The sequence below is a fragment of the Variovorax sp. GW460-12-1-14-LB1 genome (assembly GCF_059423605.1).
In genome coordinates, this window is the sequence record NZ_JBWKYF010000031.1 from 22,293 (window position 1) to 49,066 (window position 26,774).

Genomic DNA, 26,774 nt, shown 5'->3' on the forward strand with positions numbered 1-26,774 from the left:
ATGGGCACCGCGCGGGTTCTTTCGCGCGGCAGCGTCGCGGCCCTTGCGGTCGCGGCGCTTCTCGTTGCGACGGGGTTGGCGGGATGCGGCAGCGCCCGCGAGACGCAGCAGATTCCCGTCACCGCGTTCCGCAACTACGGCGCGTCGCCGCTGCAGCACACCTTCTACATCGGCTCCGACGCGCGCTTCCACCGCTTCCAATGGTCCAACGGCAAGCAGGGCGGCACCTGGCTGATCGCGCGCGCCGAGATGGACATCGTCAACGAGAAATCAATCGACGACCCGGGCGTCGGCCGCGCCGGCTACTTCCTCAGCCGGCGTGATGACGGGCGGTGGATGGCGCACTGAGCCTGTCACTCGCCCGGAATCAGCGCTCCACGTCCATGACCACCGGGTCGTAGATGTCATGGACAGGGCCTCCGTCCGGGGTGTAGCGGAAGTGAATCTGTGCGCTGTAGCGTCCGGGCGCCAGGCATGCACCCGACCCGATCGGCAGATAGCATGCGCGTACATCCCCACCAACTTCGCCCCCGCATGACCCTCTCGACGAGAAACCTGAAGGCGCTTCCAGACATTCCGACGTTGAAGCGACTGACCCAGTCTCTTGCAATGCTCGACGCCATGCTCTCGCCGGAGTGGGAGTACCGGTACTACGCGTTCAACGCCGCGTGGTCGGATGAGGCGGCGATGGCATCGATGCGCAATGGTTCGGGCGATCATTGGTTTGCCATCTTCTGCCAGGCCGGCGCCGCGCTCCACGGGCTTGCGCACGAGGCTCCGGCATTCCGGCCGGGGACGCCATGGCCCGGAATCTTCGAACGACTGCCGGCGGAGTTCCACGCCAACCTGCTGGAAGAGCCGGCGTTCACAACCAGCGACAGCACCTTCTGTCTCTGGCGCCTGAGCCATGAAGAACGCTGGACTTGCGGCCCGGTCGAGCTTCCGCCGGGGGCGGATCCGGATGGCTCCGCCGAGCTGCTTGGCATCCTCGCCGGCCGGCCCGAGCAGTACGTCGAATTCGCGGCTGACTACTACGAACGCGACCTCGACCTGGGCGATGTCGAGGCGATCTATCGGCACCAACCGCTCAGCGATGCGCTGGTCCGGCGATTCAATCCTGACCTCGACATGGCGTCGCTCGAAAATGACATCGCCGAGATCGGGTATCCCCGGCAGGTGGACTGACAGGGCCGCGCCATCGGCAACAGCCTCGGCTGTTTGAATGGGCCCGGCCCCTTGCTGGAACTCGCCGAGGCATTCGACGCGACGCATCAGGCGGGCCTCACCCTCTGCGTTGCCGGCGTTTTTACGCTTTCTTTACGGGCCCCTACTCACTCTTTCCCCCGGTTTTACGCACGCCTGCCGAGACTCCTTTCATCTTGTTTGCAGGAGTGATGAATGGACATCGTCTGGATGGGCGCCTTGCTGGCGCTGTGGGTCGTGGTGGCGGCCATGGTCGTCGGGCTGAACCGGCTCGAAGGGCCGCAGAAGCCGCACGCGGGCGTTGATGCAACGCGCACGCCGGGGGATGCATCGTGATCGGCCTCGAAGTCCTGTACGGCTTCGGCGCGCTGGTCGCCGTGGTCCTGTTCGCGTACCTGGTGTTCGCGCTGATCTGCGCCGAGGAGTTCTGACATGGAAACCTCGGCCTGGGTCTTGCTGGCCCTTTTTCTTGGCGCGCTGCTGGTGCTGGCCTGGCCGCTGGGCAAGCTGCTGGCCGCGCTGTGCGCCGAGCGCGTGCCGCGCTGGATGCAGCGCGTCGAAGCGCCGCTGTACCGGCTCGCGGGCACGCAGCCCGAGCAGTCGATGCACTGGCTGCGCTATGCGCTGGCGCTGCTGGCGTTCAACGCCATCGGTGCGATCTTTCTCTATGCCCTGCAGCGCCTGCAGGGCGGCCTGCCGTTCAATCCGGCCGGCATGGGCGCGGTGTCGCCCGACTCGGCCTTCAACACGGCGGTGAGCTTCGTCGCCAACACCAACTGGCAGGGCTACGGCGGCGAGTCGACCATGAGCTACCTCACGCAGATGCTCGGGTTGGCGGTGCAGAACTTTTTGTCCGCCGCCACCGGCATCGCGGTGGCCTTCGCATTGGTGCGCGGCTTTGCGCGCCGCGGCGACGGCAAGGGCCTGGTCGGCAACTTCTGGGCCGACGTGACGCGCGTCACGCTGTGGGTGTTGCTGCCGATCTCGTTCGTGCTCGCGTTGTGCCTGGCGGGGCAGGGCGTGATCCAGAACTTCGATGCCTACAAGAGCGTGCAGACGATCGAAGCCACGGCCTTCCAGCAACCGAAGAACGGCCCCGACGGCCAGCCGCTGAAGGACGACAAGGGCGCCCCTGCGATGGAAGACGCCACCACCCCCACGCAGACGCTGGCCATGGGCCCGGTCGCTTCGCAGGAAGCGATCAAGATGCTCGGCACCAACGGCGGCGGCTTCTTCAACGCCAACTCGGCGCACCCCTACGAGAACCCGACCGCGTTCAGCAACCTGCTGGAGATGCTGGCGATCTTCCTGATCCCGGCGGCGCTGTGCTTCGCCTTCGGCCGCGTGGTCGGCGACCTGCGCCAGGGCTGGGCCGTGCTCGCGGCGATGACGGTGCTGTTCGTGGTGGCCGTGCTGGCCGTCACGCCCGCCGAGCAGGCCGGCAACCCGCTGCTGGGCCCGCTGGGCGTGGACCAGGTGGCCAGCGCGCTGCAAAGCGGCGGCAACATGGAAGGCAAGGAAGTGCGCTTCGGCATCGACGCCTCGGCCCTCTTCGCCGCCGTGACCACCGCCGCTTCGTGCGGCGCGGTGAACGCCATGCACGACTCGCTCACCCCCATCGGCGGCATGGTCCCCATGGTGCTGATGCAGCTGGGCGAGGTCGTCTTTGGCGGCGTCGGCAGCGGCCTGTACGGCATGCTGGTGTTCGCCATGCTCGCGGTGTTCATCGCGGGCCTGATGATCGGGCGCACGCCCGAGTACCTCGGCAAGAAGATCGAGGTGCGCGAGATGAAGCTGATCTCCATCGCCATCTTGGTCACGCCGGTGCTGGTGCTGGCGGGCACGGCGCTGGCGGTGAGTGCGGGCGCGGGCAAGGTCGGCATTGCCAACCCCGGCGCGCATGGCTTCTCGGAGGTGCTGTACGCGCTGACCTCGGCCGCCAACAACAACGGCAGCGCCTTCGCGGGCCTGTCGGCCAACACACCGTTCTACAACGGCCTGCTCGGCCTGGCGATGTGGCTCGGGCGCTTCGCGATGATCGTGCCGGTGCTCGCCATTGCCGGCGCGCTGGCCGCCAAGAAGCGCCTGCCCGTCACCAGCGGCACGCTGCCCACGCACGGCCCGCTGTTCGTCTTCCTGTTGATCGGCACCGTGCTGCTGGTCGGCCTGCTCAACTACGTGCCGGCGCTGGCCTTGGGCCCGATCGTCGAACACCTCGTGCTCTGGAAATAAGAAGGAGCGCACCATGACTGTCAAAACCAAAACCTCCCTCTCGCTGTTCGACGCAGCACTGGTCAAGCCCGCGCTGTGGGGCGCCTTCGCCAAGCTGAACCCGCGCACCCAGTGGCGCAACCCGGTGATGTTCATCGTCTACATCGGGAGCATCCTCACGACGCTGCTGTGGGTGCATGCGCTGAGCTTTCCGGGCGATACCGGCATGCAGCCTGCCTTCGTGCTGGCCGTGACCATCTGGCTGTGGTTCACCGTGCTGTTCGCCAACTTCGCCGAAGCGCTGGCCGAAGGCCGCAGCAAGGCGCAGGCGGCCTCGCTGCGCGGCCTGCGCAAGGACACCTGGGCCAAGAAGCTGAAGGACCAGCAACAGCCGCACCACGGCGCACCGTGGCTGCCGGAGCAGGCGCCGAATCTGCGCAAGGGCGACGTCGTGCTGGTCGAAGCCGGCGACGTGATCCCGCTCGACGGCGAAGTGATCGAAGGCGTGGCCTCGGTCGACGAGAGCGCCATCACCGGCGAATCGGCGCCCGTGGTGCGCGAGTCGGGCGGCGACTTCTCGGCGGTGACGGGCGGCACGCGTGTTCTGTCCGACTGGCTGGTGGTGCGCATCTCGGTGAACCCCGGCGAGTCGTTCCTGGACCGCATGATCGGCATGGTCGAGGCGGCCAAGCGCCACAAGACGCCGAACGAGATCGCGCTGACCATCCTGCTGGTCGCGCTGACCATCGTGTTCCTCATGGTCACCGTCACGCTGCTGCCGTTCTCGGTGTTCAGCGTCGAGGCCGCGGGTGCGGGCACCGTGGTGTCGCTCACCGCGCTGGTCGCGTTGCTCGTGTGCCTGATCCCGACCACCATCGGCGGCCTGCTCTCGGCCGTGGGCGTGGCCGGCATGAGCCGCATGATGCAGGCCAACGTGATCGCCACCTCGGGCCGCGCGGTGGAAGCCGCCGGCGACGTCGACGTGCTGCTGCTGGACAAGACCGGCACCATCACGCACGGCAACCGCCAGGCCAGCGCCTTCCTGCCCGCGCCCGGCGTGCCCAAGGGCCGCCTCGCACGCGCCGCCATGCTCGCCTCGCTGGCCGACGAAACGCCCGAGGGCCGCAGCATCGTCGAACTCGCGCGCCGCGACGGCCTCGAAGCGGCGTCGGTCGAAGGCGCGCGCTTCGTGCCCTTCACCGCGCAGACCCGCATGAGCGGTGTCGACCTGCCGGCCGCGCCGAACAGCCTGGACGTCGATGCCATCGTGCTGCGCAAGGGCGCGGTCGACGCGGTGCGCCGCCATGTCGAAGCGCTGGGCGGCAGCGTGCCGGCCGAGATGCTGCGCGCCGCCGAAGAAACGGCACGCCGCGGCAGCACGCCGCTGGCCGTGGCCGAAGGCAACCGCGTGCTCGGCGTGGTCGAGCTCAAGGACATCGTCAAGACCGGCATCCGCGACCGCTTTGCCGAGCTGCGCCGCATGGGCATCAAGACCGTGATGATCACCGGCGACAACAAGCTCACGGCCGCCGCCATCGCGGCCGAGGCCGGCGTGGACGACTTCCTGGCCGAGGCCACGCCCGAGGACAAGCTCGCGCTGATCCGCAAGTACCAGGCCGAAGGCCGGCTGGTCGCGATGACCGGCGACGGCACCAACGATGCCCCCGCGCTCGCGCAGGCCGACGTGGCCGTGGCCATGGGCAGCGGCACGCAGGCTGCGAAGGAGGCCGGCAACATGGTCGACCTCGACTCCAACCCGACCAAGCTGCTCGAGGTGGTGGAAACCGGCAAGGCACTGCTCATGACGCGTGGCTCGCTCACCACCTTCTCGATCGCGAACGACGTGGCGAAGTACTTCGCGATCATTCCGGCGATCTTCGTGTCGACCTACCCGCAGCTCGGTGCGCTCAACGTGATGCGCCTAGCCAGCCCGTCGTCGGCCATTTTGTCGGCGGTGATCTTCAACGCGCTCGTCATCGTGTTCCTGATTCCGCTCGCGCTCAAAGGCGTGCGCTACCGGCCGGTGGGCGCCGCCGCGCTGCTGCGCCGCAACCTCGCCATCTACGGCCTGGGCGGTTTGCTCGTTCCCTTCATCGGCATCAAGTTGATCGACTGGCTGCTGGTTGCAGTCCATCTGGTCTGAGGAGTTCTTCACCATGAAAAACAACAACGGCAGCATAGTCCGCCCCGCCCTCGTGCTCTTCGCACTGCTGAGCGCATTCACCGGCCTGCTCTACCCGGCGGCCGTCACCGGCGCCGCGCAGGCGCTGTTCCCGTCGCAGGCGGCGGGCAGCCTGGTGATGCGCGACGGCAAGCCCGTGGGCTCCGCGCTCATCGGCCAGAACTTCAGCGACCCGAAGCACTTCTGGGGCCGCCCGTCGGCCACCGCGCCGCAGCCCTACAACGCGAGCGCCTCGGGCGGCTCCAACCAGGGCCCGCTGAACCCCGCGCTGGCCGATGCGGTGAAGGCACGCGTCGAGGCGCTGCGCGCGGCCGACCCGGGCAACACCGCGCCGGTGCCGGTGGACCTCGTCACGGCCTCGGCCAGCGGGCTCGACCCCGACATCAGCCCCGCCGCCGCGCACTACCAGGCTGCCCGTGTGGCGCGTGAACGCGGCGTGCCGATCGATCAGGTGAACGTGTTGATCGTGCAGAACACCCAGAAGCCGCTGTGGGGCGTGCTGGGCGAATCGCGCGTCAACGTGCTGGCGCTGAACCTGGCGCTCGATGCTTCTTCGACGGTGCGTTGAGGAGAAAACAACCATGGCCTATGCCGCCTACCGTGAACACCCTGTCGCCGTCGTGCGAAGTCCGATCGCGCCGCGCACGACGCAGTTCCATGTGCTCGACGTCACCGTCTGCTGCGCCGACGCGCTGCGCGTGCGCCGCAGCATCGCCGCCTGCGCCGAGGCCGGCGTGGTGCGCTGTGAGCCGCTGCTGCATGCCTGCAGCTCGCAGGAAAGCGACGCGCCCTGCGTGCGGCTGATGATCCGCTTTCCGACCGCGCGCTATGCCGAGGTGCTGCACCGCCTCATCGAATGCGTGCCGTCTGGCGAGATCGGCCGGCTCATGAGCTGGCGTGATCACCTCGCGCGCTGCGGCCTGCGCCATGGTCACTGACCTGCTGCACGCGCTGCTGGCCATGGCGGCGCTGTTCGTGCCGCTGGGCTTCGCCTGGTGGGTGCTGTCGCGCACCGCGCGCCGACACTCACGGCGGCGCAAGAACGGACCGCCAATGCGCTAATCTGCGCGCTCCCATGCCCGAGACCCGCCCCGACCCCGACGCCCTGCTCGCGCAACTGCGCAGCGACGAGGCGCGCGCGCTGCGCGGCAAGCTGCGCATCTACTTCGGTGCCAGTGCCGGTGTCGGCAAGACCTGGGCCATGCTCAGCGCCGCCCGGCGCGAGCGCGAGGCCGGGCGCGACGTGCTCATCGGCGTGGTCGAAACGCACGGCCGCAGCGAGACCGCCGCGCTGCTCGCGGGGCTCGACACGCTGCCGCTGCGCGAGGTGCCTTACCGCGGCCGCACGCTCGCCGAGTTCGATCTCGACGCCGCACTGGCGCGCAAGCCCGCGGTGCTGCTGGTCGACGAACTCGCCCACACCAACGCGCCCGGCTCGCGCCACGCCAAGCGCTGGCAGGACGTGCAGGAGCTGCTGGCCGCCGGCATCGAGGTGTGGTCGGCACTCAACGTGCAGCACCTGGAAAGCCTCAACGGCACCGTGGGCGCCATCACCGGCGTGCGCGTGCACGAGACCGTGCCCGACACCGTGCTCGACGAGGCCGACGAGGTGGTGCTGGTCGACGTCACGCCCGACGAACTCACGGCGCGGCTCGCGGCCGGCAAGGTCTACCTGCCGCAACAGGCCGAGCGCGCAGCACAGAATTTCTTCCGCAAGGGCAACCTGATCGCGCTGCGCGAGATTGCGCTGCGCCGCACCGCCGAGCACGTGGAAGACGACGTGCGCGGCTGGCGCGTCGAGCAGTCGGGCCCCGGCGGCAACGGGCAGGGCGGCGCGGCGCTGCAGGCCTGGAACACTTCGGGCGCCATCCTGGCCTGCGTCGGCCCGCATGAGGGCGCAGCGCAGACCGTGCGCACCGCCGCGCGGCTCGCGGGTCAGCTCAACGTGCGCTGGCATGCCGCGTACGTCGAGACGCCGCGGCTGCAGCGCCTCGATGCCGCGCAGCGCGACCGCATCCTCGCCGTGCTCAAGCTGGCCGAGGAACTGGGCGCGGCCACGGCCGTACTCACCGGCGCCGATGTGGCGGAGCAACTGTCCGAGCAGGCGCGGCGCCTGAACTGCGCGACGCTGGTCATCGGGCGCGCGGAGCCCGTGCGCGGCTGGCGGCGTTGGTGGGGCGCATCCGCCGTGCCGCTGGCGCGCGCGCTGGCGCAGCGGGCGCCAGCGCTCGACATCCTCGAAGTGGGCCGCGCCGACAGCGCGCGCCGCCTGTCGCAGGCGACGCTGGTTGCCACGCAGGCCGACGACGACGATGAGCGCGCGCAGTCGCGCTGGCCCGGCTACGCCTGGGCCGCGGCCACCAGCATCGCGCTCACGCTGCTGTGCACGCCGCTCACGGGCGTGCTGGAGCTGTCCAACATCGTCATGCTGTTCCTGCTCGGCGTGGTGGGCGTGGCGATGCGCTTCGGGCGCGGGCCTTCGGCGCTGGCGGCGATGCTCAACGTGGCGGCCTTCGACTACTTCTTCGTCGCGCCGCGCCTGTCCTTCGCGGTCAGCGACGTGCAGTACCTGCTGACCTTCGCCGTGATGCTCGGCGTCGGCCTGCTGGTGGGGCAGCTCACGGCCGGGCTGCGCTTCGCGGCCGGCGTGTCGACCAGCCGCGAACGCCGCGCGCGTTCGCTGTTCGAGCTCACGCGCGAGCTCTCGGCCGCGCTCGAAAGCACCCAGGTCGTCGCGCTCGGCGCCGCCGCCGTGCAGGCCCACTTCGGCGGCCATGCGCGCGTGCTGGTCACCGACGCGGCCGACCAGCTCGTGCCCCCCGCCGACCCACCGCCCGGCTTCGACGCGCAGGTGGCCGACTGGGCCTTCCGCCACGGCCAGCCCGCCGGCCTGGCCACCGCCACACTCGCCGCCCAGCCCTGGCACTACGTGCCGCTGCGCGCGCCCATGCGCGTGCGCGGTGTGCTCGCGCTGTGCCCGGCCCGCCCGCGCTGGCTGCTGATTCCCGAACAGGCGCAGCAGCTGGACACGCTGGCGCGCCAGATTGCCATCGCGCTGGAGCGCGTGCACTACGTCGAGGTCGCGCAGCGCGCTGTGGTCGAGATGGAATCGGAGCGCCTGCGCAACGCGCTGCTCGGTGCCATCTCGCACGATGTGCGCACCCCGCTCACCGCGCTCATCGCGCTGGCCGAATCGCTGCAGACCCTGCCGCCCGAAGAGCATGGCGAGGCCGCGCGCGCCATCGTCACGCAGGCGCACGCGCTGCATGCGCTGGTCAGCAACCTGCTCGACATGGCTCGCCTCGAAAGCGGCGTGGCCGGCGGCGCGGTCAACCTGCGGCGCGACTGGCAGTCGGTCGAAGAGGTGGTGGGCGCCGCCATCCGCGCCGCGCGCCCCGCGCTGCGCGGCATGACCGTGCAGACCGCGTGGGACCCTGAGCTGCCGCTGGTCGAGTTCGACGCCGTGCTCATCGAGCGCGTGCTCGTCAACCTGCTGGAGAACGCCGCCAAGTACGGCGCCGCACCCATCGAGGTGGGTGCGCGCGCGGAGGCCGGCACGCTGGTGCTCACCGTGCGCGATCACGGCCCCGGCCTGCCCGCCGCGCTGCACGGCCGCGAGCAGACCCTGTTCGACAAGTTCACGCGCGGCGAGGCCGAATCCGCCACGCCCGGCGTCGGCCTCGGCCTGGCCATCTGCCGCGCCGTGGTGAGCGCGCACGGCGGCGAGATCAGCGCGGCGAATGCGCGCGACGGCGGTGCAGAATTCACCGTCACCTTGCCGCGCCGCGAGCCACCCGAACCCGCTGAAGCCCAGCTCTGAAACCCGTCATGCCATCCCCCACCGCCATCGTGATCGAAGACGAGCCGCAGATCCGCCGCTTCGTGCGCGGCGCGCTCGAGGCCGAAGGCTGGCAGGTGCACGAGGCCGGCACCCTGCGCGACGGCCTGGCGGCAGCCGGCACGCGGCAACCCGACCTGCTGGTGCTCGACCTGGGCCTGCCCGACGGTGACGGCGTGTCGCTGATCCGCGATGTGCGCGGCTGGTCGCAGGTGCCGATCATCGTGCTCTCGGCCCGCACCGACGAAGCCGACAAGATCGCCGCGCTCGACGCCGGCGCCGACGACTACCTCACCAAGCCCTTCGGCACCGGCGAACTGCTCGCCCGCGTGCGCGCCAACCTGCGCCGGCCACGCGCCGCGGGCGGCAACGGCGACGAGCCGGCCGCCGAGGCCGTGTTCCGCTTCGGCGAGATCGAACTGGACCGCGCCGCACGCATCGTGCGCCGTGCAGGCGCCGAGGTGCACCTCACGCCGACCGAGTACCGCCTGCTCTCCGTGCTGGTGGCCAACGCCGGCCGCGTGCTGACGCAGCGGCAGCTGCTGCGCGAGGTGTGGGGCCCGTCGCACACGGACCAGAGCCACTACCTGCGCATCTACATGGGGCATCTGCGGCAGAAGCTGGAGGCCGATCCGGCGCAGCCGAAGCATCTGTTGACGGAGACGGCGGTGGGGTACCGACTCGTCGTCTAGGCATGGCCGGCGAGTGCCGGCCTCCCGTCAGCGCTTCAGGCCGAGCAGCTCGCGTGCAACCACCCAGCGGTGCACTTCGCTCGGACCTTCGTAGATCCGCATCAGGCGCGCTTCGTTGGCCATCTGATGCAGTGGCATTTCCTTGGTCATGCCCATGGCGCCGAACATCTGCATCGCGTGGTCGATCACTTTCCCCGCCATCTCGGTGGCGAACACCTTGACCATGGAGACCTGGCTGCGCGCCTCGTCGCCACGATCGATGCGCGCGGCTGCTTCGTAGGTCATGAGTCGACAGGCGTGAATGCGCGTGGCCGCGTCGGCAATCCACCATTGCACCGTCTGGCGTTCGGCGAGCGAGGCGCCGAAGGTGCTGCGCTGCGGTGCGTACTCGCACATCATGTCGAGCGCGCGCTGGGCGCGGCCGACGCACCACGCGGCCATCTGCAGGCGCCGGCTCGACAGGCGCGCCTGCATCGGCGCGAACCCCTGGCCTTCCTGGCCGAGCAGGCGTGCATGCGGCACGCGACAGTCTTCGAGCAGCACCTCGTAGGTCGAGACGCCGCCGATCATGGGGATGCGACGCTCGACGCGAAAGCCCGGGGTCTGGCGATCGACGATGAACGCCGAGATGCCCGGACGGCCCGGCTTGGTCTTGTCCGTGACGGCCATGACGATGGTCCAGTCCGCGCGCGCGGCGCGGCTGATCCAGATCTTGCGGCCATTGAGAACCCAGTCGTCGCCGTCGCGCACGGCGCGCGTCGACATGGCCGAAGGGTCGGCGCCCGCGCCGGGCTCCGAAATGGCGATGGCCGAAACCGTCTCTCCGCGTGCGTAAGGGGCCAGGTAGGCGGCGCGCTGCGCGTCGTTGGCGGCGGTCAGCAGCATCCGCAGATTGGGCGAGTCGGGGGGCAGCTCGTAGGGCGTGATGGTCTTTCCGAATTCTTCGTTCACCCCGACGATCGCCACCACCGGGAGGTCGAGGCCCTCCATTTCGGCGGGCGCATCGAGGCCCCACAGGCCGCGGGCCTTCGACACGGTGTCCAGCCGCGCGTGCTCATCGGCCGAGAGCTCCCAGGGTTCACCGGCGGCCTCCCGTTTCAGCAGGGCCGGTTCCAGCGGCAGCAGGTCTTCGCGCACGAAGCTGGCGACAAGCTCCTTGAGCGTCTGGTGTTCGGGGTCGAGTTCGAAATTCATTCAGGTACTCCGTCGTTGTCTGTGCAAAGCTGATCGAGTGGCCGCTCAGCGACCGGTGAAGCGCGGCGTGCGGCGTTCGGCCATGGCCTTGACGCCTTCACGGAAGTCTTCGCTCAGGAATTGCACCTGTTGCTCGGCCAGCTCCCGTTGGTTGATTGCGCGCACGTCCTGCGCGCAGCCGGCGCGCAAGGTGGCGCGCGTGCTCTGTACCGCGAGCGGCGCCGACCCGGCGATCTCCTGGGCGAGCGCCTGCGCGCGGGCCAGCACCTCGTCGGCCGTCACCAGCTCGTCGACCAGGCCGATGGCCAGCGCTTCGGTGCCGTCGATGCGGCGGCCCGTGTAGAACAGCATCGAGGCCCGCTGCATGCCGATCAGGCGAGGCAATGTGTGGCTCAGACCGAAGCCGGGGTGAAAGCCCAGCCGGTTGAAGTTGACGCTGAACCGCGCCTGCACACAGCTCACGCGAAAGTCGGCCACCAGCGCAAGCCCGACGCCCGCGCCCACCGCCGCGCCTTGCACCGCCGCGACCAAGGGCTTTCGGGCGTCGAAGAGCCGCATGGCGTGGGTGTAGAAGTCGGCGGGGTCGACGGCCTGGCCGCCCGAGGGAACGCCCGAGAAGTCGGCGCCGGCACAGAACGACTTGCCTTCGGCCGCGAGCACGATGGCGCGGCAGCCTGCATCGTCGTCGAGTGCGGCCAGGCGATCGGCCAGGTCGCGCATCGTGGCGGCATCGACAAAGTTGTGCGGGCCGCGCCGCAGGGTCAGCGTGACGACATGGGCGTCGCGGCTGTGGGAAATGGAGGGCGAATCGATCATTGGAGTTCGATCCTTGCGGCCGCCGCGATGCGCTTCCAGACGGCGATCTGTTCGCGCTGGAAGTCGCGCAGCTCGTCCTGGCCGCCTTTCATCGTGATCACGTTCTGCTTGGCGTAGAACTCTCGCGTCTCGGGCATGGCGAGGATCTTCACGAACATGTCCGACAGCTTGTCGACCACCGGCTTCGGCGTGTTGGCCGCCACGGCGACGCCCGTCCACGTGTCGGCGCTGAAGCCGCCGATGCCCTGTTCCTGCGCGGTGGGCACATCGGGCAGGCCGGCAAGGCGCTGGTCGGCCGCAATGGCGAGTGCGCGGATCTTGCCGCCGCGCAGCAACTCCATGGTGGCGGTGATGTCGGAAAAGCCCAGATCGGTCTGCCCGGAGAGGGTGGCGTTGACTGCATCGGGCGCGCCCTTGTAGGGCACGTTGAGCAGCTGGATGCCGGCCTTGTCGGCGAACAGTTCGCCCATGAGCTGGTAGGCGGCCGACCCCGATGCATAGGTGCGCTGCCCGGGCTTGGCGCGCGCCGCATCGATCAGGTCCTTGAGTGTCTTGTAGGGCGAGTTGGCCGGCACGATGAGCACGATGGGCGAGCGCATGAGCGTCGAGACCGGGGCCAGGTCCTTCACCGGGTCGTACGGCAGTTGCTTGAACAGCGCCACGTTGGTGGCCAGCGTCGAGTTGCTGCCCATCAGCAGGGTGTAGCCGTCGGCAGGCGCGGAGGTCACGGCTTTCACGGCGATGAAGCCGTTGGCGCCCGCGCGGTTCTCGACGATCACCGGCTGTCCTGCCAGCTCGCCCAGCTTTCGCGCGAAGAAGCGTGCGCCGACGTCGGTGCCGGAGCCGGGCGGAAACGGTACGACGAAATGGATCGGCTTGGACGGATAGGTCGCGGCGGCCTGTTGTGACTGGGCCTGCGCGAACGGTGCCGCGGCGGATGCCAGCGCGGCCGTGAACGCCGCGGCGCGCAGCATCTTCGACAAAGGGATCATGAACGTGTCTCCTGTGGTGGAGGTCGGATTCTATGAAGTTACTTGTTGATCGACAAGCAAGTTGATAAGATGACCCTCACCACATCAGCAGAGAACCTTCATGGAAAAACGGCCCCCCACGACACCAGCGGCGAGCGGACCGCTCAAGGGCGTTCGCGTGCTCGACCTGACCTCGGTCGTGCTCGGACCCGTTGCCACGCAGATCCTGGGCGACTATGGCGCCGACGTCATCAAGGTCGAGCCGATCGAAGGCGATCTGATGCGCGCCAACGGTGTGTCGCGTCACACCGGCATGAGTTCGATCTTCCTGGCCATCAATCGCAACAAGCGCTCCCTGGCGGTCGACCTCAAGAGCGCCGAAGGCCGGCAGATCCTGCTCGAACTCGCGGCGGACGCCGATGTCTTCGTGCACAACATGCGCGTTCCCGCCATCGAACGCCTGGGCCTGGGCTACGACGCGCTGCGGGCGGTACGCCCCGACATCGTCTACTGCGCGGCCACCGGCTTCGGCCAGGACGGCCCGGACCATGCCAAGCCTGCGTTCGACGACATCATTCAGGCCGCCAGCGGTGTCGCGGGGCTGATGTGGCAGTCCACGGGAACGGCTGACTACGTGCCCACGCTGATGGCCGACAAGACCACCGGCATCGTGGTCGTCAATGCGGTGCTTGCGGCACTGTTCCATCGCGAGCGCACCGGAAACGGCCAGTACGTCGAAGTGCCCATGCTCGAGACGATGGTCGAGTTCACCATGGTGGAGCACATGGGCGGGCTCGCCTTCGATCCGCCGACCGCACCCGCGGGCTATGGGCGCGTGGTGAGCGGCGGGCGCAAGCCGGCACCGACGTCGGACGGCTACATCGCCATGCTGCCGTACAGCCCGCAGCAGTGGCTCGCGCTGTTCCGCCGCGTGGGACGGGAAGACCTGGAGGGTGCCTACGACCTGTCGGACCGGCACAAGCTCAACGCGAGCGTCCGCGAGCTCTATCGCGAACTCCACAGCCTGACACCGACGCGCAGCACCGCCGAGTGGGTCGCGATCTGCGAAGAGCTCGACATTCCCGCCACGCAGATCTGGCGCATCGACGACCTGCCCGAGCACCCGCACCTGAAAGCGGTCGGCATGTTCCAGCCGATGGACCATCCCTCGGAAGGCGCCTTGCGGACCACGCGGCCGGCCACGCTGTTCGGCGCCACGCCGGCGCAGATCCGCAGCGGTGCGCCGCTGCTCGGGCAGCACTCGAACGAGATCCTCGGGGAGCTGGGCTATGCCGGCGACCGGATCGACCGGTTGCTCAGCGCCGGCGTGGTGAAGGATGCCGCATCGCGTCGTTAGACTTCGGGCCCATGAGGACCGCCGCCAAATCGCCGAACACCACGCTCCCTCGCCGAACGCAGATGGAGCGCCGCGCAGCGGCTGAGGCACGCCTGCTGGAAGCGGCCCGCGAGATCGTGTCGCGCAAGGGGTGGGTCGGGATGACGCTGGCCGAAGTGGGCGAGGCGGCCGGCTACAGCCGGGGCCTGGCGGCGCATCATTTCGGAAGCAAGCCTGCGCTGCTGCGTGCGCTGGCTGCCTACATCAACCAGAACTTCATGCACGAGCTCGAGCGCAGCCCACCGGCCGACGAGGGCATGGCATCGTTGCTTTCCTTCGTGGACGTGTACCTGGGACGCGCCGATGGCGGATGGACCAACACCCGCGCCTTGCTGGTGCTGATGGCCGAGGCCACCACCGACGATTCCGAAACCGGCGAAAGCCTGGGGCGCTACAACCAGAGCGTGATCGACTTTCTGGCGTTGCACTTCCGGGCCGCCATCGCTGCAGGCGAAATGCGAAAGGGCGTCGATCCCGCCACGGCTGCCGTCATCGTGCTGGGGGCGCTGCGTGGCGTGATGCTGCAGGCGCTGTTGAAAGAATCGACGGTCGATTTGCGCGCGGTGCAAAAAGAGCTGTCGACGATGATTGTTCAAAGCTTCGCGCAAGACCCCGACGCATGGCAGGGGCCCCGCAGCCGCAATTCGCGGCCGAGGTGAGGCGCCACGCCGGCTGAATCGAGTCGAACGCCGGGTTGCGGGCCGGGCCGATGGTCTTGCGCCCAGGCAGGTGTCAGCCCGCCAGCCCCTTGTTCGGATTCAGCAGGAATTTCTCCCCGGTAGCCTGCTTCCCATACACCCCGATCGCATCGAGTTGCAGCGCCTCGACCAGCGACACCTCCCGCGTGTAGTGGCTCGCAAACGTCGTCTTCAACTCAGCCACCACGCGCGAACGCAGCCGCTGCGTGCCTTCATCGCCCAGCTTCTGCAGGAACGGGAACAGCAGCCAGCCGCCCATGCCCCAGGCCATGCCGAAGTTGCGCACGAACTCGGTCGGGCTGCGGTCCAGGCCGCCGTAGATGTAGACCTGCTTGTGCGTGGTCGAGCCGTAGCGGCTGTATTCCTTGGCGGTGCGGTTCAGTGCCGCCTCCATGCAGCCGAGGATCTGGCCGGCCAGCTTGCCGCCGCCCGTGGCGTCGAAGGCCAGCGTGGCGCCGGTGGCGACCAGCGCGTCGGTCAGCTGTTCGAGGAAGTCCGGCGAACTCGCGTTGCAGACGTACTTCGCGCCGATGCTGCGCAGCAGCGCTTCCTGCTCGGGCTTGCGCACGATGTTGACGAGGTCGATGCCGTCCTTCTGGCAGATCTTGTTGAGCATCTGGCCCAGGTTGGACGCGGCTGCGGTGTGCACCAGCGCCTTGTGGCCTTCGCGCTTCAAGGTCTCGACCATGCCCAGCGAGGTCAGCGGATTCACGAAGCACGACGCGCCCTCGGCCGGCGTGGTGCCCGCCGGCAGCTCGAGGCACATCGCCACGGGCACCGCGCGGTACTGCGAGTACATCGCGCCGCCGATGGCCGCCACGGTCTTGCCCAGCAGTGCCTGTGCAGCCGGCGACGAACCGGCCTTGACCACCACGCCCGCGCCTTCGTTGCCCACCGGCATCGACTGGTCGAGCCGCGCCGCCATAGAGGCGCGCGCACGCTCGGGCACCGTGGCGGTGACGACCGGGCGATCGGCCGTGCCGGAGGCCACGGCCGTGCTCATGTCGGCGGCGCCGAAGAGCAGGCCCAGGTCCGACGGGTTCATCGGCGAGGCCTCGACGCGGATCACCACCTCGTGGGCCTGCGGTTCGGGCATCGGGTCGTCGTGCAGGGAGAGTTCGAGTTCGCCGTTGGAACGGACGAGGGAGCGCAGTTGGAGTGCCATGGGAAAGCCCCTGTGAAAGGTCGTTCGGAGATGGCCATCGGCCACGGGGCGGCCAGTATAGGAGCGGGTGCGCGCGCCTGCTGGCGCCTTCAAGACACCATGGGGATCACCGGGGCATGGGCCAGCGCATGGCGCATCCGCAGCGGATCGAGCCGCTCGATGTAGCGCGGGATGTTGCGCCACAGCGTGTGGTACCCATAGCCGCCGCGCAGCATCTCCTGGCGCGCGCTGTCCTTGTCCCAGTCCTGCACGGCCATGCGGTAGACGGCCGCCACCACGCCCGTGCGGTCGGCGCCGTGCATGCAGTGGATGAGCACCGGCCCTTGCTTTTCGGCCTCGCGCATCGCGACCAGCGCGCGCAGCACCTTGGCGTCGTCGATCGACCAGGTGTTGATCGGCACGCGCACCAGCCGGATGCCGCTGCCGGCAAACACCTTCCGGTCGTCGTTGAAGGAACGCAGGCTCACGACGGTGCGGATGCCCAGCGACTGCAGCGCCGCCACGTTCGCGCGCCGCGGCTGCGCGCTGCGGTACAGCGTGGGCGTGATGCGGTGCAGGTTCTCGACCTGCAGGGCGTCGAGCGGATCGGCCCAGTGGCCGGGACGCAGATCGGCGGTGTCTTGCTTCATCGTGCGCGGCGCGGCCAGTGGCGACGCACCAGGATCAGCAGCGCCACCGCGAGCCCGCCCCAGTAGTCGACCGGCGCGCCCCACAGCCAGTGCTTGTGCCAGAAGGCCTTCACGGGGTTGAAGTTCTCGAAGCCGAAGGCCGGGTTGATGAGAAACCACAAAAAGTCTTCGCAGACCCAGAACACGATCAGCCCCGCGAGCGCCAGCCCCCAGTCGCGCAAGGTCCAGCGCCCCTGGAAGGCCAGCGGCGAGAAGAACACGAGCATCATGAAGGTGAACACCCAGGCGTGGTACCCCGTCATCGCGCGGCCGCCCCAGAACAGGTCGAGCCAGATGTTGTTCTCGATGCGCCAGGTGGGCAGCGAGGTCGCCCAGCCGGCGCCGCCTTCGATCTGGATCTCGGCGTTGGCGAAGAAGAACGCCATCGTCACGACCCACGCGAGGTAGACCAGCGTGCGGCCGATGCCGGGCCGCGGCTCCACGGCTGCGCCGCTCATGCGCCGAGACCCAGCACGCGCTGCAGCACCGCACGCGCGGCCTGCGGCTTGCCCAGGGCGCGGCTGCGCGCGGCCATGGCCGCGAGCTTGGCGGGGTCGGCCATGAGGCGCGCGACCTTGTAGTCCAGGCCGATGGCGTCGTAGGCCAGCCAGGCGGCGCTTTCTTCCATGAGGAAGCCGGCGTTGTGTTCTTCCTGTCCCGGAATCGGCGAGATCAGCAGCATCGGCTTGCCCAGCGCCAGGCACTCGGACACCGTGAGGCCGCCGGGCTTGGTCACGACCAGGTCGGCCGCGGCCATCATCTTGTGCATCTCGTTCGTGAAGCCGACGGCCACCACGCGGCCCGGATGGCGCTGCGACAGCGCCTCGAGCCGTGCATGGGCCTCGGCGTTACGGCCAGCCACCGAGATGACCTGGAAGGGCGTGTCGCCGCCCAGCGCCAGCACGCGCTCCACCATGCTCGGCAGGTCGCCCACGCCGGCACCGCCCGAGGCCATCAGCAGCACCGGGCGCGCAGGGTCCAGGCCCAGCGCGCTCGCGCAGGTCGCGTGCGCGAGTTCGGGCGCATCGGGCTCGGAAAAAGCCGGCATCACCGGAATGCCCGTGACATGCACGCGCTCCGGCGGAATGCCGCGTGCGCGCAGCCGGAAGGCGACTTCTTCCGTGGCCGCGAGGTAGCCCGTCATGCCCGGCACCAGCCACATGTTGTGCAGGTCGTAGTCGGTGATCTGCAGCCACACGGGGCACTCGATGCGGCCCCGGTTGCGTTCGCGCATCAGCAGCTCGGCCGGCAGGAAGTGGGTGCAGATCACGGCGTCGGGCTTGGCGCGGCGGATCTCGCGCACCAGCGCCCCGGTGCTCAGGCGCTCGATGCCGCGGCGCAGCCGCTGCGAGGGCGCGTGGTGCGGCGTGACGTCGGTGCGCTGGTGCAGGTACGACCACAGCTCGGGCGCGCGGTTCACCAGCTGCAGGTACCAGTCGGTGTACACCTTGCGAAAGCCCGCCGGCACATGGGCCATGGCGTCGACATGCACCGCGGTGTGCGGCGCGAACGACTGGGCGAGGGTGGCTTCGAGCGCCTGGGCGGCGCGCACATGGCCGTTGCCGGCGCTCACACTGAGGATCAGGAGTTTGGTCATGGATTCGGCGGTCTGGTCGCCGGATTATGGACATGCCATGTGGCACGGCCGATGCACACGCGCCGTGCTGGAAGGATCACCGCCTCAGAGCGGCGCCCGCGACGTGACGAGCTGATTCACGCCGGCGGCCGCCCGCTCGCGAATCGCATCGAAGGTGGTGTTCGCGACGATGCGTCCGTTCTCGAACACCGTTTGCAGCAGATCGACCTGGCCGCTCGCCAGCGCTTCTTCGCGCAGCGTCTGCACTTCGCCGCGCGCGTTGCGCACCAGCGCGAGCCGCCCCTTCTTCGAGGCCTTGTTCACATCGCCCACCGGCGACTTGTAGACATCGCGCCACTCGCCGTTCACCTGCATCGCCGAGCACTTCATCGCCCATTGCATGGTGTCGCGGTTGACCTGCTGCAGCAGGCCGCCGCCCATGCCGAAGGAGATGTTCTCGGTCGAGAAGCCGTTGTGGAAGAAGTTCGAGAGGCACAGCCGCAGCGAGTCGAGGTTCACGCCGTCGCCCTGGATGATGCGCACGTTGTTCAGCACGCGGAACCCCTTGGCATTCGTCGTGGTGCCGAAGCGCTCGGCCAGGATCTGCGCCACCTTGAGCGTGGTTTCGGCCGGGTCGCCCGAGTCGGGCCGCACCACCAGCGTCGCGCCCGAGGCCACCACCTTGGCCTTGAGCTCGTCGCCCCAGATGCGCGCGCAGGCGTTGAAGATGTCGTAGCTGTCGCTCACCACGGCGAAGGTGGTGCCGGGCTTGGCGAACTGGTCGACCATGTTGCTGTACGCGTCGGACTCATGGTCGCGGCCCCAGCCCGTGATGGTGCTGTGCTCGGCCGCGGGGATCGAGAAGCCCGCCACGTCGCAGTCGTAGTAACGACGCGCCGCCACCAAGGCCGCCAGCGTGTCGGTGCCCATGAAGTTGACCAGGTGGGCCATGCCGCCGAGCGCCGCCGATTCCAGGCTCGACACGCCGCGCGCGCCGAAGTCGTGCAGCCTGAACGCGATCTGGCCTTGCGGGTCGTCGCAGGTCGCTTCGAGGTAGCGCAGCAGCGTGGTGCGTGCGGCGGCCGAGAGCGTGGCCACCGTGGTCGGATACCAGATGGCGCGCAGCAATTCGGTTTCGAGAAAGCTCGTGACCCAGAAGAACTCGGGGTCGGTGTTCTCGATGGTCGCGAGCACGTTGTGCACCGGCAGCACGCTGCCCTCGGGGACCGCGCGGATGCGCACGGGCATCAGTCCGTCGTGCTTCTCGATCAGCCGCAGCCACCCTTCGCGGTTGAAGGGTTCGCCGTGCACGGCCATCATCGCTGCGGCTTCCTCGACGTCGCTGCGCGTCACCGGCGTCTGCAGGTACTCGCGCAGGTACGCCTGCAGGCCGAAGAACAGCGAATGGCTGAAGAGCCCGCCGCGCGATTCGATGTAGCTGTGGACGGTCTGCGTACCGGGCGGGTACTGCATCCAGTGCGACACCTTGTAGGAGTCGGTGCGCAGCAGCAGGTTGTTGCCCAGGGGCGAGGAGGTGAGGTTGCGGTTCATGTGAAAGCTCCTTTCACGTGGGCCCCGTCAACCGGGACCCGTTCTTGCTGACAAAGCCTGGTCGTTCAGTTCTTGCCCAGGCCACCCAAAAAATGGTTTGCGATGAAGTAGTGGTCTTCGTAGATGCGGTCCGGCATCCCGAGGAACTCGGCAATCGGCACCCACCGCACGGCGGCCGCGTCGTCGTCGGCACGCACGTCCGACAGGCCCGTCCACTGGTTGTGGGCCAGCTCGAAGAAGAAGCCGTGCGTGATCGTGCGGCCGCGCTGCGAGCGGTCGGGCGCATCGAACACATGGCTGGCCTTCATGCTGCCGTTGAGCACGGGCACGGGCACCTTGAGGCGGGTTTCTTCCTTCAGCTCGCGAATGGCCGCATCCTGCAGCCGCTCGTGCTGGCCGACGAAGCCGCCGGGCAGCGCCCACGTTCCCTTGCCGGGGTGGAACTTGCGCTGCACCAGGAGGATGTGGCCGGCCTCGACCACGATGGCATCGACCGTGGTGTAGATCGGCGGAAAGTCGCTGCCTGCGTAGCGGTACTTGCCGCGGTAGTCGACGAGGAAGGCGCGTTCGTCGCAGAGCTCGGCATAGTCGGCGGTGCCGGTGAACTTGTCGAGGAAGGCGGCGGTGCCGTCGGGCAGGTCGGCGCGTGCGAGCTGGCCTCGGTTCTCGGGGTCGAAATAGAGGTTGCGCACGTCGGTGGCGTTGAGGCTTTCCACGCTGTGCTGGCCCACGAACTCCCAGTGCGGGAAGAGCTTGAGGTAGTAGCTGGAGCTGTCCTTCAGGTGCCCCACCAGCGCGACCTTGGCCTGCGCCGCGGGCACGTGGCCATCCTGCTGGATCAGCCGCTCGACGGCAGACTGGATCGACGCGATCCAGATCTGGTCGTTGTAGGGCGAGTCGCCGACGCCGACGACGCTCACGCGCATCTGCTCGCTGCCGCGCAGGCACGCGCGCACCATGCGTTCGCGTTCATCGAAGGTGAAGGGGTCCTTGACGCTGCGGGGCTTGCGGTCGGAGCCGACCACCACGATGACCCGATCGGCGGCGCGAAGGCCTTCTTCGATGAGTCGCTGGTGACCGAAATGAACGGGCTGGAAACGCCCGATGACGATGGCGTACTGAAACTTGCGTGTGTTGTGCATGGTCACTTGGGAATCCCCCAAAAAGGGCGCAATCAACTTGCGCCTGGATTCAGGATAGCACCGGTCGGACGCATCGATCAAGTGTTCCTGGCCCCACGGGGCAGGCGGCCGATGGCAAACGGCCAGATACTCGCAGGGCGCATTTGCTAGGATTTGCCCCCCCATGACCGAGCCCTCCACCTCTCCCCACGCGCCCGTGCGCCTCAACAAACGCATGGCCGAACTCGGCCTGTGCTCGCGCCGCGAGGCGGACGACTGGATCGCGCAGGGCTGGGTGCGCGTCAACGGCAAGCCCGCCGAGATGGGCGTGAAGGTCACGCCCAATGACCGCATCGAGGTCGACAAGGCCGCCAAGGGGCAGCAGGCGAACCAGGTCACGATCCTCATCAACAAGCCCATCGGCTACGTGAGCGGGCAGGCCGAAGATGGCCACGAGCCGGCGGTCACGCTGTTCACGCCGCAGAACCGCTGGTCGGAAGACAACGCGCGCTTCTTCTTCGGCCCGCAGCAGCTGCGCGGCCTGGCGCCGTGCGGGCGGCTGGACATCGACTCCACCGGCCTGCTCGTGATGACGCAGGACGGCCGCATCGCGCGCCAGCTCATCGGCGAAGACTCGACGATGGACAAGGAATACCTCGTGCGCGTGGCCTACCACGGCCTGGACCAGCCCGCGCCCACCGGCCAGCTGGTGCGCCTGGACGACGACGACCCGGTCACCACCAACGTGCAGGCGGTGTTTCCGCCCGCCATGCTGGCCCGGCTGCGGCACGGCCTGAGCTTGGACGGCCAGGCGCTCAAGCCGGCGCGCGTGGAGTGGCAGAACCCCGAGCAGCTGCGCTTCGTGCTCACCGAAGGCAAGAAGCGCCAGATCCGCCGCATGTGCGAGCTGGTGGGCCTGAAGGTGGTGGGCCTGAAGCGCGTGCGCATCGGCAAGGTGATGCTGGGTAACCTGCCGGTGGGGCAGTGGCGCTACCTGGCGCCGCACGAAAAATTCTGACGACCTGGCCATGGCCGCGGTGCTGAGCCGTCGCGCGCTGAACCGGGCCACGCTCGCGCGGCAGATGCTGCTGGCGCGGCGCAAGGCGACGGTCGTGCAGGCCATCGGGAAGCTGGCCGGGCTGCAGGCGCAGGCGCCCAACCCGCCCTACGTCGGCCTGTGGAGCCGGCTCGAAGGCTTTCACCGAGCGCAGCTGACCGACGCGCTGAAGAACCGCCGCATCGTGCGCATGTCGACGCTGCGCGCCACCCTGCACCTGATGACTGCTTCGGACGCGTGGGCCTGGCGCCCGCTGCTCGCGCCCGTGCACCAGCGCGGCCTGTCGGGCCTGCATGCGCGGGCCCTCGAAGGCGTCGACCGCGCGGCCGTGGTGAAGGCGGGCCGCGCGCTGCTGGACGACGGGCCGCTCACCGGCACCGCCCTCGGCCAGGCGCTCGCGGCGCGCTGGACAGACCACCCGCCGGCCTCGCTCGCCGCACTCATCCGCAACAACGTGCCGCTGGTCCACCTGCCGCCCGCGGGCAGCTGGAACTCGCACCAGAACGCGCTGCTGCAGCCGCTCGGTGATTGGTTGGGCGATGCCACTGCCGGCATCGCCGCTGCCACGCAGGACGATCTGCTGCTGCGCTACCTCGCCGCCTTCGGCCCCGCGACGCTGGCCGATGTCAGCGCGTGGTCGGGTCTCACGGGCTGGAAGGCCGTGGCCGATCGATTGAGGCCGCAGCTGCGCGTGTTCACCGGCGACGAGGGCCAGGAGCTCTTCGACCTGCCGCGCGCGCCGCGCCCCGACCCCGACACGCTCGCGCCGCCGCGCCTGGTCGCCGAGTGGGACAACCTGCTGCTCTCGCACGCCGACCGCCGCCGCGTGCTCGACGAGGCGCACCGCGCCCGCGTGTTCACCGTCAACGGCATCGTGCGCGGCACGGTGCTGCTCGACGGCTTCGTGGCGGGCACCTGGAAGATCGAGCGCGCGACGCGCACGGCCACCGTGGTGCTGGAGCCTTTCACGCGCTGGTCCGCGGCCGACCGGCGCGGCGTGGAAGAAGAGGCGCTGCGCCTGCTGGCCTTTGCCGCGGACGCAGAGGATGCAGGCGGCGAGCGGCACGCCGTCCGCGTCCTGCGGCCCTAAGCCCCGCCTAAGTCTTCGCGCCTACGCTGCGCCGAGGCGCAGGGCCCCTGACGATCATCCCGGTCGCGTGCTACCTTGCGCGCAAAGGAGTCGCCGCGATGCGCGTGCTGCTGGTGGAAGATGACGAAATGATCGGGCGCAGCCTGAAGCAGGCGCTCGAGGGCGCAGGCTGGTCGGCCGACTGGGTGCGCGACGGCGAGCTGGCGCACAGCGCGCTCGGCGACGGCGGCTACACCTGCGTGCTGCTCGACCTGGGCCTGCCCCGCCAGGACGGCACCGAGGTGTTGCGCCGCGCGCGCGAACGCGGCGACGCCACGCCCGTGCTGGTGCTCACCGCGCGCGACGGCCTGGACGACCGCATCCACAGCCTCGACCTCGGCGCCGACGACTACCTGCTCAAGCCCTTCGAGTTCCGCGAGCTGCTCGCGCGCATGCGCGCCGTGGTGCGCCGCCGCGACGGTGCCGCGCATTCGCTGATCGGCACCGCCGCGCTGCAGCTGGACCTCACGACGCGCGAGGTGGCCGTGAACGGCGTGCGCGAGGCGCTCACCGCGCGCGAGTTCGCATTGCTGCATGCGCTGCTGGAGCGGCCCGGCGCCATCCTCTCGCGCGAGCAGCTCGAGAACCGCATCTACGGCTGGGGCGACGAAGTGACCAGCAACGCCATCGACGTGCTGATCCACGGCATGCGCCGCAAGCTCGGCGCCGACGCGATCCGCAACGTGCGCGGGCTGGGCTGGCGAGTGGCGGCATGACCGGTGCCGCCCGCCGCTGGTGGCGCCCGCGTTCGCTGCGCACCCAGCTGCTGCTGTGGCTGGTCACGCTGCATGTGGTGGCGGCGGTGCTCACGGCGTGGTTCTCTTTCCTGGCCTACGGCAACCTCGTGCACAACGCACTCGACGACCAGATGCGGCTGGTGGCCGAGTCGTACGCGGGCAACGACCCGCCCAAGACCCCGCGCGCGATGGACGGCGAAGCGGCCTTCTCGCGCGGCGCCTTCGTCGTGCAGATCTGGAGTGCCGATGGCGCCACCTTGCGCGCGAGTTCGTGGCCCGCGCTGTCGGTGCCGCTGCAACCCGGCAGCGGCTTTCGCGACGTGCGCGCCGAAGGGCCTGCGCATTCGCGCTGGCGCGTGTTCACGGCCGAGCCCGCGCCGCATGCCGACGCGCCGCGCGTGCAGGTGCTGCAGAACGAGGACTACCGCCATCGCCGCGCGCTGCGCCGCGCCCTGCTCGAAGGCCTGCCGATCGCGCTGCTGCTGCCGGCGGCGCTGCTGGTGCTGTGGCTCATCGTGTCGGCCGCCTCGCGCTCGCTGCGCGGCGTGGCACGCGACGTGGCCTCGCAGGACGAGCGCCGCCCCACCGAGCTGTCGTTGGCGCGCGTGCCCGACGAAATCGCGCCGCTGGTGGGCGCCTTCAACCATCTGCTGTCGCGCGTGCGCAGCGCCTTCGCCACGCAGCGGCGCTTCGTGCAGGACGCGGCGCACGAGCTGCGCACGCCGATGGCCGCCATCGGCCTGCAGATCGAGAACCTGCGCGCGCACGTGCCGGCGGGCGAAGCCACAGAGCGCTTCAACCAGCTCGAGGCCGGCGTGACGCGCGCGCAGCATCTCATCGAGCAGCTGCTGCAGCTGTCGCGGCAGGACGCGCCGCCGTCGGATGTGCCGGGCGAGCGGGTCGACATCGAGGCGCTGCTGCGCGAAAGCCTGGGCCAGCGCATGGTGCTGGCCGATGCGCGGCGCATCGACGTGGGCTTCGAAGGTCTGACCGGTGCGGTGGTGACTGCGCCTGCGATCGAGTTGCGCAGCGTGTTCGACAACCTGATCGACAACGCGCTGCGCTACGCGCCCGAAGGTGGCGTGGTCGATGTGCGGCTGCACCGCGTCGATGGGCAGGCGGTGGTCGATGTGCTCGACAACGGGCCGGGCATTCCGCCGGCCGAACTGGAGCGCGTGTTCGACCGCTTCTTTCGCGTGCCCGGCGCGGCGGCGGGCGGCAGCGGGCTGGGCCTGGCGATCGCGCGCACGGCGGCCGAGCGGCATGGCCTGCGCATCGAGCTGCGCAACAGGGACGACGGGCCGGGGCTGAGGGCGCGGGTGGCGCTGCCGACGTAGTCGTCGTGGTGCTCACTCCCGGCTCATTCTTCGCTCACGCTGGCCTCAGTCAGGCTGCCTAGAGTGGCTGCTGGTCCTGCTGCGCGCGGTCCGCGCGACGGCCCCGGACCGGAGACAACCTGCCCTCAGGAGAACACACCATGCGCACTTCGTTCCAGCTTCTTGCCGTTGCTTCCTTCGCCGCGTTCGCGGCCCTGGGCACGGTCAACGCCTCCGCCGAAACCACCGACGGTTCGGACTTCCACCCGCTGCAGTTGAATTCGCCGGAGAACCCGGAGGTGCAGGCCGGCGCGATGGCGGCGGCACGTCCGAGCGGCACGGAGCCCATTGGCCAGTCGACGTCGGCGCCGGCGATCAATGGGATGACCCCGGTGTCCGACATCCAGGCCGGCGCCTATGCGGCCTCACACCCGACGGGCACCGAGCCCATCGGGCAATCGACTTCACTGCCGATGGTGAAGTCGGGCAGCGGAAGCTGATTCCGCTGCCAGGGACTTTCAAGCTCAGTCGTCGTTGCTGCTGAGCAGTGCGCGGTAGATCACCGCGCCGATGATCGCGCCCACGATCGGGGCGACCCAGAACAGCCACAGCTCCGACACCGCATACGACGGGCCGAACAGCGCCGGGCCGGTGCTGCGCGCCGGGTTCACCGAGGTGTTGGTCACGGGGATCGACACCAGGTGGATCAGCGTCAGGCACAGACCGATGGCCATGCCCGCGAAGCCGGCCGCCGCGCGCTTGGCGGTGGCACCCAGGATCACGATCAGGAACACGGCGGTCATCACCACTTCGCTGATGAGTGCGGCCGTCATGCCGTACTTGCCGGGCGAGTGCTCGCCGTAGCCGTTGGTGGCAAAGCCGCCGATGTCCGCGCCCGGCTTGCCGGTGGCGATCAGGTACAGCACGCCGGCCGCCGCGATGGCGCCCAGCACCTGCGACACGATGTAGCCCGGCAGCTGCCCGGCCTTGAAGCGGCCTGCGGCTGCGAGGCCGATCGACACGGCCGGATTGAAGTGGCCGCCCGAGATCGGACCGAGCGCATAGGCGCCCGTGACCACCGTCAGACCGAAGGCCAGCGAGACGCCGAGCAGGCCGATGCCGACGCCCGGAAAGGCCGCGGCCAGAACTGCGCTTCCGCAGCCTCCGAGCGTGAGCCAGAAAGTACCAATGAATTCTGCAGACCACTTTTTGTAGGTACTGTGTTCCATAACGCTCCATCCTGAAGTTGAGAA

28 protein-coding genes are annotated in these 26,774 nt (G+C 69.3%); 18 read left to right on the forward strand and 10 right to left on the reverse strand.

Going from position 1 to position 26,774, the window contains the following annotated elements:
• The 11 genes from AC07Y4_RS17055 (at position 1) to kdpE (ending at position 10,126) form a co-directional block, all read left to right on the forward strand.
• On the forward strand, positions 1-348 hold the full coding sequence (locus AC07Y4_RS17055) for a hypothetical protein (RefSeq protein WP_487847477.1): 348 nt from the start codon (positions 1-3) through the stop codon (positions 346-348).
• Positions 349-534: 186 nt separating this feature from the next.
• Positions 535-1,185 (forward strand): hypothetical protein, encoded by a 651-nt coding sequence (locus AC07Y4_RS17060; protein WP_487847476.1) that lies wholly within the window; start codon positions 535-537, stop codon positions 1,183-1,185.
• Positions 1,186-1,398: 213 nt separating this feature from the next.
• Positions 1,399-1,539: a hypothetical protein gene (locus AC07Y4_RS17065; protein WP_167395072.1), complete on the forward strand. Its 141-nt coding sequence runs from the start codon at positions 1,399-1,401 to the stop codon at positions 1,537-1,539.
• Positions 1,536-1,634: a K(+)-transporting ATPase subunit F gene (gene kdpF / locus AC07Y4_RS17070; RefSeq protein ID WP_056576794.1), complete on the forward strand. Its 99-nt coding sequence runs from the start codon at positions 1,536-1,538 to the stop codon at positions 1,632-1,634. Before AC07Y4_RS17065 ends, kdpF begins: the two co-directional genes overlap by 4 nt.
• 1 nt (position 1,635) lies before the next feature.
• Positions 1,636-3,435 (forward strand): potassium-transporting ATPase subunit KdpA, encoded by a 1,800-nt coding sequence (kdpA, locus tag AC07Y4_RS17075; protein ID WP_487847475.1) that lies wholly within the window; start codon positions 1,636-1,638, stop codon positions 3,433-3,435.
• Positions 3,436-3,448: 13 nt separating this feature from the next.
• Entirely contained in the window at positions 3,449-5,557 is a 2,109-nt protein-coding gene (kdpB, locus tag AC07Y4_RS17080; RefSeq protein WP_487847474.1) for a potassium-transporting ATPase subunit KdpB, read from the forward strand.
• Positions 5,558-5,570: 13 nt separating this feature from the next.
• A complete protein-coding gene (gene kdpC / locus AC07Y4_RS17085; protein ID WP_487847473.1) occupies positions 5,571-6,164 on the forward strand; it encodes a potassium-transporting ATPase subunit KdpC in 594 nt (197 codons plus the stop codon).
• Between the two features lie 13 nt (positions 6,165-6,177).
• Positions 6,178-6,534, forward strand: a complete 357-nt coding sequence (locus AC07Y4_RS17090; RefSeq protein ID WP_062473825.1) for a hypothetical protein — start codon at positions 6,178-6,180, stop codon at positions 6,532-6,534.
• Complete coding sequence (locus AC07Y4_RS17095; protein WP_307581936.1) at positions 6,524-6,658, forward strand: hypothetical protein; 135 nt, start codon at positions 6,524-6,526, stop codon at positions 6,656-6,658. Before AC07Y4_RS17090 ends, AC07Y4_RS17095 begins: the two co-directional genes overlap by 11 nt.
• A gap of 13 nt (positions 6,659-6,671) precedes the next feature.
• Positions 6,672-9,416 carry a DUF4118 domain-containing protein gene (locus tag AC07Y4_RS17100; RefSeq protein ID WP_487847472.1) on the forward strand — a complete coding sequence of 915 codons (2,745 nt, stop codon included), beginning with the start codon at positions 6,672-6,674 and terminating at the stop codon, positions 9,414-9,416.
• A gap of 8 nt (positions 9,417-9,424) precedes the next feature.
• Positions 9,425-10,126: a two-component system response regulator KdpE gene (gene kdpE / locus AC07Y4_RS17105; RefSeq protein WP_062480698.1), complete on the forward strand. Its 702-nt coding sequence runs from the start codon at positions 9,425-9,427 to the stop codon at positions 10,124-10,126.
• Between the two features lie 27 nt (positions 10,127-10,153).
• Here the strand turns inward: kdpE and AC07Y4_RS17110 are convergent, their stop codons facing one another.
• Genes AC07Y4_RS17110 through AC07Y4_RS17120 form a run of 3 tightly spaced genes read right to left on the reverse strand, consistent with a single transcriptional unit; the run spans position 10,154 to position 13,128 of the window.
• Positions 10,154-11,320, reverse strand: a complete 1,167-nt coding sequence (locus AC07Y4_RS17110; RefSeq protein ID WP_495274834.1) for an acyl-CoA dehydrogenase family protein — start codon at positions 11,318-11,320, stop codon at positions 10,154-10,156.
• Positions 11,321-11,365: 45 nt separating this feature from the next.
• Positions 11,366-12,136 (reverse strand): enoyl-CoA hydratase/isomerase family protein, encoded by a 771-nt coding sequence (locus AC07Y4_RS17115; RefSeq protein WP_487847470.1) that lies wholly within the window; start codon positions 12,134-12,136, stop codon positions 11,366-11,368.
• Positions 12,133-13,128 carry a Bug family tripartite tricarboxylate transporter substrate binding protein gene (locus AC07Y4_RS17120; RefSeq protein WP_487847469.1) on the reverse strand — a complete coding sequence of 332 codons (996 nt, stop codon included), beginning with the start codon at positions 13,126-13,128 and terminating at the stop codon, positions 12,133-12,135. The genes AC07Y4_RS17115 and AC07Y4_RS17120 overlap by 4 nt, the downstream gene beginning before the upstream one ends.
• Before the next feature lie 100 nt (positions 13,129-13,228).
• On the opposite strand from AC07Y4_RS17120, the gene AC07Y4_RS17125 reads away from it, so the two are divergent.
• A complete protein-coding gene (locus AC07Y4_RS17125) occupies positions 13,229-14,464 on the forward strand; it encodes a CaiB/BaiF CoA transferase family protein (RefSeq protein ID WP_487847468.1) in 1,236 nt (411 codons plus the stop codon).
• An 11-nt stretch (positions 14,465-14,475) separates the two neighbouring features.
• Positions 14,476-15,162: a TetR/AcrR family transcriptional regulator gene (locus AC07Y4_RS17130; RefSeq protein WP_070063030.1), complete on the forward strand. Its 687-nt coding sequence runs from the start codon at positions 14,476-14,478 to the stop codon at positions 15,160-15,162.
• A 73-nt stretch (positions 15,163-15,235) separates the two neighbouring features.
• On the opposite strand, the gene AC07Y4_RS17135 is transcribed toward AC07Y4_RS17130, so the two are convergent.
• From AC07Y4_RS17135 to AC07Y4_RS17160, 6 genes are all read right to left on the reverse strand, one after another.
• Complete coding sequence (locus tag AC07Y4_RS17135; RefSeq protein ID WP_495274835.1) at positions 15,236-16,366, reverse strand: zinc-binding dehydrogenase; 1,131 nt, start codon at positions 16,364-16,366, stop codon at positions 15,236-15,238.
• 89 nt (positions 16,367-16,455) lie between these two features.
• Positions 16,456-16,995 carry a dual specificity protein phosphatase family protein gene (locus AC07Y4_RS17140; RefSeq protein ID WP_159274787.1) on the reverse strand — a complete coding sequence of 180 codons (540 nt, stop codon included), beginning with the start codon at positions 16,993-16,995 and terminating at the stop codon, positions 16,456-16,458.
• Complete coding sequence (locus AC07Y4_RS17145) at positions 16,992-17,492, reverse strand: hypothetical protein (protein ID WP_062480692.1); 501 nt, start codon at positions 17,490-17,492, stop codon at positions 16,992-16,994. Before AC07Y4_RS17145 ends, AC07Y4_RS17140 begins: the two co-directional genes overlap by 4 nt.
• A complete protein-coding gene (locus AC07Y4_RS17150) occupies positions 17,489-18,631 on the reverse strand; it encodes an MGDG synthase family glycosyltransferase (protein WP_487847466.1) in 1,143 nt (380 codons plus the stop codon). The genes AC07Y4_RS17145 and AC07Y4_RS17150 overlap by 4 nt, the downstream gene beginning before the upstream one ends.
• Before the next feature lie 84 nt (positions 18,632-18,715).
• A complete protein-coding gene (locus tag AC07Y4_RS17155; RefSeq protein WP_495274836.1) occupies positions 18,716-20,161 on the reverse strand; it encodes a nicotinate phosphoribosyltransferase in 1,446 nt (481 codons plus the stop codon).
• A 65-nt stretch (positions 20,162-20,226) separates the two neighbouring features.
• A complete protein-coding gene (locus AC07Y4_RS17160; RefSeq protein ID WP_487847465.1) occupies positions 20,227-21,303 on the reverse strand; it encodes a bifunctional nicotinamide-nucleotide adenylyltransferase/Nudix hydroxylase in 1,077 nt (358 codons plus the stop codon).
• A 163-nt stretch (positions 21,304-21,466) separates the two neighbouring features.
• Here AC07Y4_RS17160 and AC07Y4_RS17165 point away from each other — a divergent pair, with 163 nt between their 5' ends.
• The 5 genes from AC07Y4_RS17165 to AC07Y4_RS17185 all read left to right on the forward strand — a co-directional run bounded on the left by AC07Y4_RS17165 (position 21,467) and on the right by AC07Y4_RS17185 (position 26,021).
• A complete protein-coding gene (locus AC07Y4_RS17165; protein WP_062480682.1) occupies positions 21,467-22,300 on the forward strand; it encodes a pseudouridine synthase in 834 nt (277 codons plus the stop codon).
• 10 nt (positions 22,301-22,310) lie between these two features.
• Complete coding sequence (locus tag AC07Y4_RS17170; protein WP_487847464.1) at positions 22,311-23,429, forward strand: winged helix DNA-binding domain-containing protein; 1,119 nt, start codon at positions 22,311-22,313, stop codon at positions 23,427-23,429.
• Positions 23,430-23,527: 98 nt separating this feature from the next.
• Positions 23,528-24,184 carry a response regulator gene (locus AC07Y4_RS17175; RefSeq protein WP_062480678.1) on the forward strand — a complete coding sequence of 219 codons (657 nt, stop codon included), beginning with the start codon at positions 23,528-23,530 and terminating at the stop codon, positions 24,182-24,184.
• Positions 24,181-25,542: a sensor histidine kinase gene (locus tag AC07Y4_RS17180; protein ID WP_487847463.1), complete on the forward strand. Its 1,362-nt coding sequence runs from the start codon at positions 24,181-24,183 to the stop codon at positions 25,540-25,542. Before AC07Y4_RS17175 ends, AC07Y4_RS17180 begins: the two co-directional genes overlap by 4 nt.
• 140 nt (positions 25,543-25,682) lie before the next feature.
• A complete protein-coding gene (locus tag AC07Y4_RS17185; RefSeq protein WP_487847462.1) occupies positions 25,683-26,021 on the forward strand; it encodes a hypothetical protein in 339 nt (112 codons plus the stop codon).
• Between the two features lie 24 nt (positions 26,022-26,045).
• Here the strand turns inward: AC07Y4_RS17185 and aqpZ are convergent, their stop codons facing one another.
• Entirely contained in the window at positions 26,046-26,750 is a 705-nt protein-coding gene (gene aqpZ, locus AC07Y4_RS17190; RefSeq protein ID WP_095747097.1) for an aquaporin Z, read from the reverse strand.
• Positions 26,751-26,774: the final 24 nt, after the last annotated feature.

What these genes read in the sequence shown, in the direction of transcription:
- kdpB (WP_487847474.1), top strand. Translation starts at nt 3,449, where the DNA reads ATGACTGTCAAAACCAAAACCTCCCTCTCGCTGTTCGACGCAGCACTG.
- AC07Y4_RS17065 (WP_167395072.1), top strand. Translation starts at nt 1,399, where the DNA reads ATGGACATCGTCTGGATGGGCGCCTTGCTGGCGCTGTGGGTCGTGGTG.
- AC07Y4_RS17170 (WP_487847464.1), top strand. Translation starts at nt 22,311, where the DNA reads ATGGCCGCGGTGCTGAGCCGTCGCGCGCTGAACCGGGCCACGCTCGCG.
- AC07Y4_RS17185 (WP_487847462.1), top strand. Translation starts at nt 25,683, where the DNA reads ATGCGCACTTCGTTCCAGCTTCTTGCCGTTGCTTCCTTCGCCGCGTTC.
- AC07Y4_RS17155 (WP_495274836.1), bottom strand. Translation starts at nt 20,161, where the DNA reads ATGAACCGCAACCTCACCTCCTCGCCCCTGGGCAACAACCTGCTGCTG.
- kdpA (WP_487847475.1), top strand. Translation starts at nt 1,636, where the DNA reads ATGGAAACCTCGGCCTGGGTCTTGCTGGCCCTTTTTCTTGGCGCGCTG.
- AC07Y4_RS17055 (WP_487847477.1), top strand. Translation starts at nt 1, where the DNA reads ATGGGCACCGCGCGGGTTCTTTCGCGCGGCAGCGTCGCGGCCCTTGCG.
- kdpE (WP_062480698.1), top strand. Translation starts at nt 9,425, where the DNA reads ATGCCATCCCCCACCGCCATCGTGATCGAAGACGAGCCGCAGATCCGC.
- AC07Y4_RS17095 (WP_307581936.1), top strand. Translation starts at nt 6,524, where the DNA reads ATGGTCACTGACCTGCTGCACGCGCTGCTGGCCATGGCGGCGCTGTTC.
- AC07Y4_RS17150 (WP_487847466.1), bottom strand. Translation starts at nt 18,631, where the DNA reads ATGACCAAACTCCTGATCCTCAGTGTGAGCGCCGGCAACGGCCATGTG.
- AC07Y4_RS17115 (WP_487847470.1), bottom strand. Translation starts at nt 12,136, where the DNA reads ATGATCGATTCGCCCTCCATTTCCCACAGCCGCGACGCCCATGTCGTC.
- AC07Y4_RS17140 (WP_159274787.1), bottom strand. Translation starts at nt 16,995, where the DNA reads ATGAAGCAAGACACCGCCGATCTGCGTCCCGGCCACTGGGCCGATCCG.
- AC07Y4_RS17160 (WP_487847465.1), bottom strand. Translation starts at nt 21,303, where the DNA reads ATGCACAACACACGCAAGTTTCAGTACGCCATCGTCATCGGGCGTTTC.
- AC07Y4_RS17145 (WP_062480692.1), bottom strand. Translation starts at nt 17,492, where the DNA reads ATGAGCGGCGCAGCCGTGGAGCCGCGGCCCGGCATCGGCCGCACGCTG.
- AC07Y4_RS17110 (WP_495274834.1), bottom strand. Translation starts at nt 11,320, where the DNA reads ATGAATTTCGAACTCGACCCCGAACACCAGACGCTCAAGGAGCTTGTC.
- AC07Y4_RS17130 (WP_070063030.1), top strand. Translation starts at nt 14,476, where the DNA reads ATGAGGACCGCCGCCAAATCGCCGAACACCACGCTCCCTCGCCGAACG.
- AC07Y4_RS17120 (WP_487847469.1), bottom strand. Translation starts at nt 13,128, where the DNA reads ATGATCCCTTTGTCGAAGATGCTGCGCGCCGCGGCGTTCACGGCCGCG.
- AC07Y4_RS17100 (WP_487847472.1), top strand. Translation starts at nt 6,672, where the DNA reads ATGCCCGAGACCCGCCCCGACCCCGACGCCCTGCTCGCGCAACTGCGC.
- AC07Y4_RS17125 (WP_487847468.1), top strand. Translation starts at nt 13,229, where the DNA reads ATGGAAAAACGGCCCCCCACGACACCAGCGGCGAGCGGACCGCTCAAG.
- AC07Y4_RS17165 (WP_062480682.1), top strand. Translation starts at nt 21,467, where the DNA reads ATGACCGAGCCCTCCACCTCTCCCCACGCGCCCGTGCGCCTCAACAAA.
- AC07Y4_RS17180 (WP_487847463.1), top strand. Translation starts at nt 24,181, where the DNA reads ATGACCGGTGCCGCCCGCCGCTGGTGGCGCCCGCGTTCGCTGCGCACC.
- AC07Y4_RS17060 (WP_487847476.1), top strand. Translation starts at nt 535, where the DNA reads ATGACCCTCTCGACGAGAAACCTGAAGGCGCTTCCAGACATTCCGACG.
- AC07Y4_RS17090 (WP_062473825.1), top strand. Translation starts at nt 6,178, where the DNA reads ATGGCCTATGCCGCCTACCGTGAACACCCTGTCGCCGTCGTGCGAAGT.
- AC07Y4_RS17175 (WP_062480678.1), top strand. Translation starts at nt 23,528, where the DNA reads ATGCGCGTGCTGCTGGTGGAAGATGACGAAATGATCGGGCGCAGCCTG.
- aqpZ (WP_095747097.1), bottom strand. Translation starts at nt 26,750, where the DNA reads ATGGAACACAGTACCTACAAAAAGTGGTCTGCAGAATTCATTGGTACT.
- AC07Y4_RS17135 (WP_495274835.1), bottom strand. Translation starts at nt 16,366, where the DNA reads ATGGCACTCCAACTGCGCTCCCTCGTCCGTTCCAACGGCGAACTCGAA.
- kdpC (WP_487847473.1), top strand. Translation starts at nt 5,571, where the DNA reads ATGAAAAACAACAACGGCAGCATAGTCCGCCCCGCCCTCGTGCTCTTC.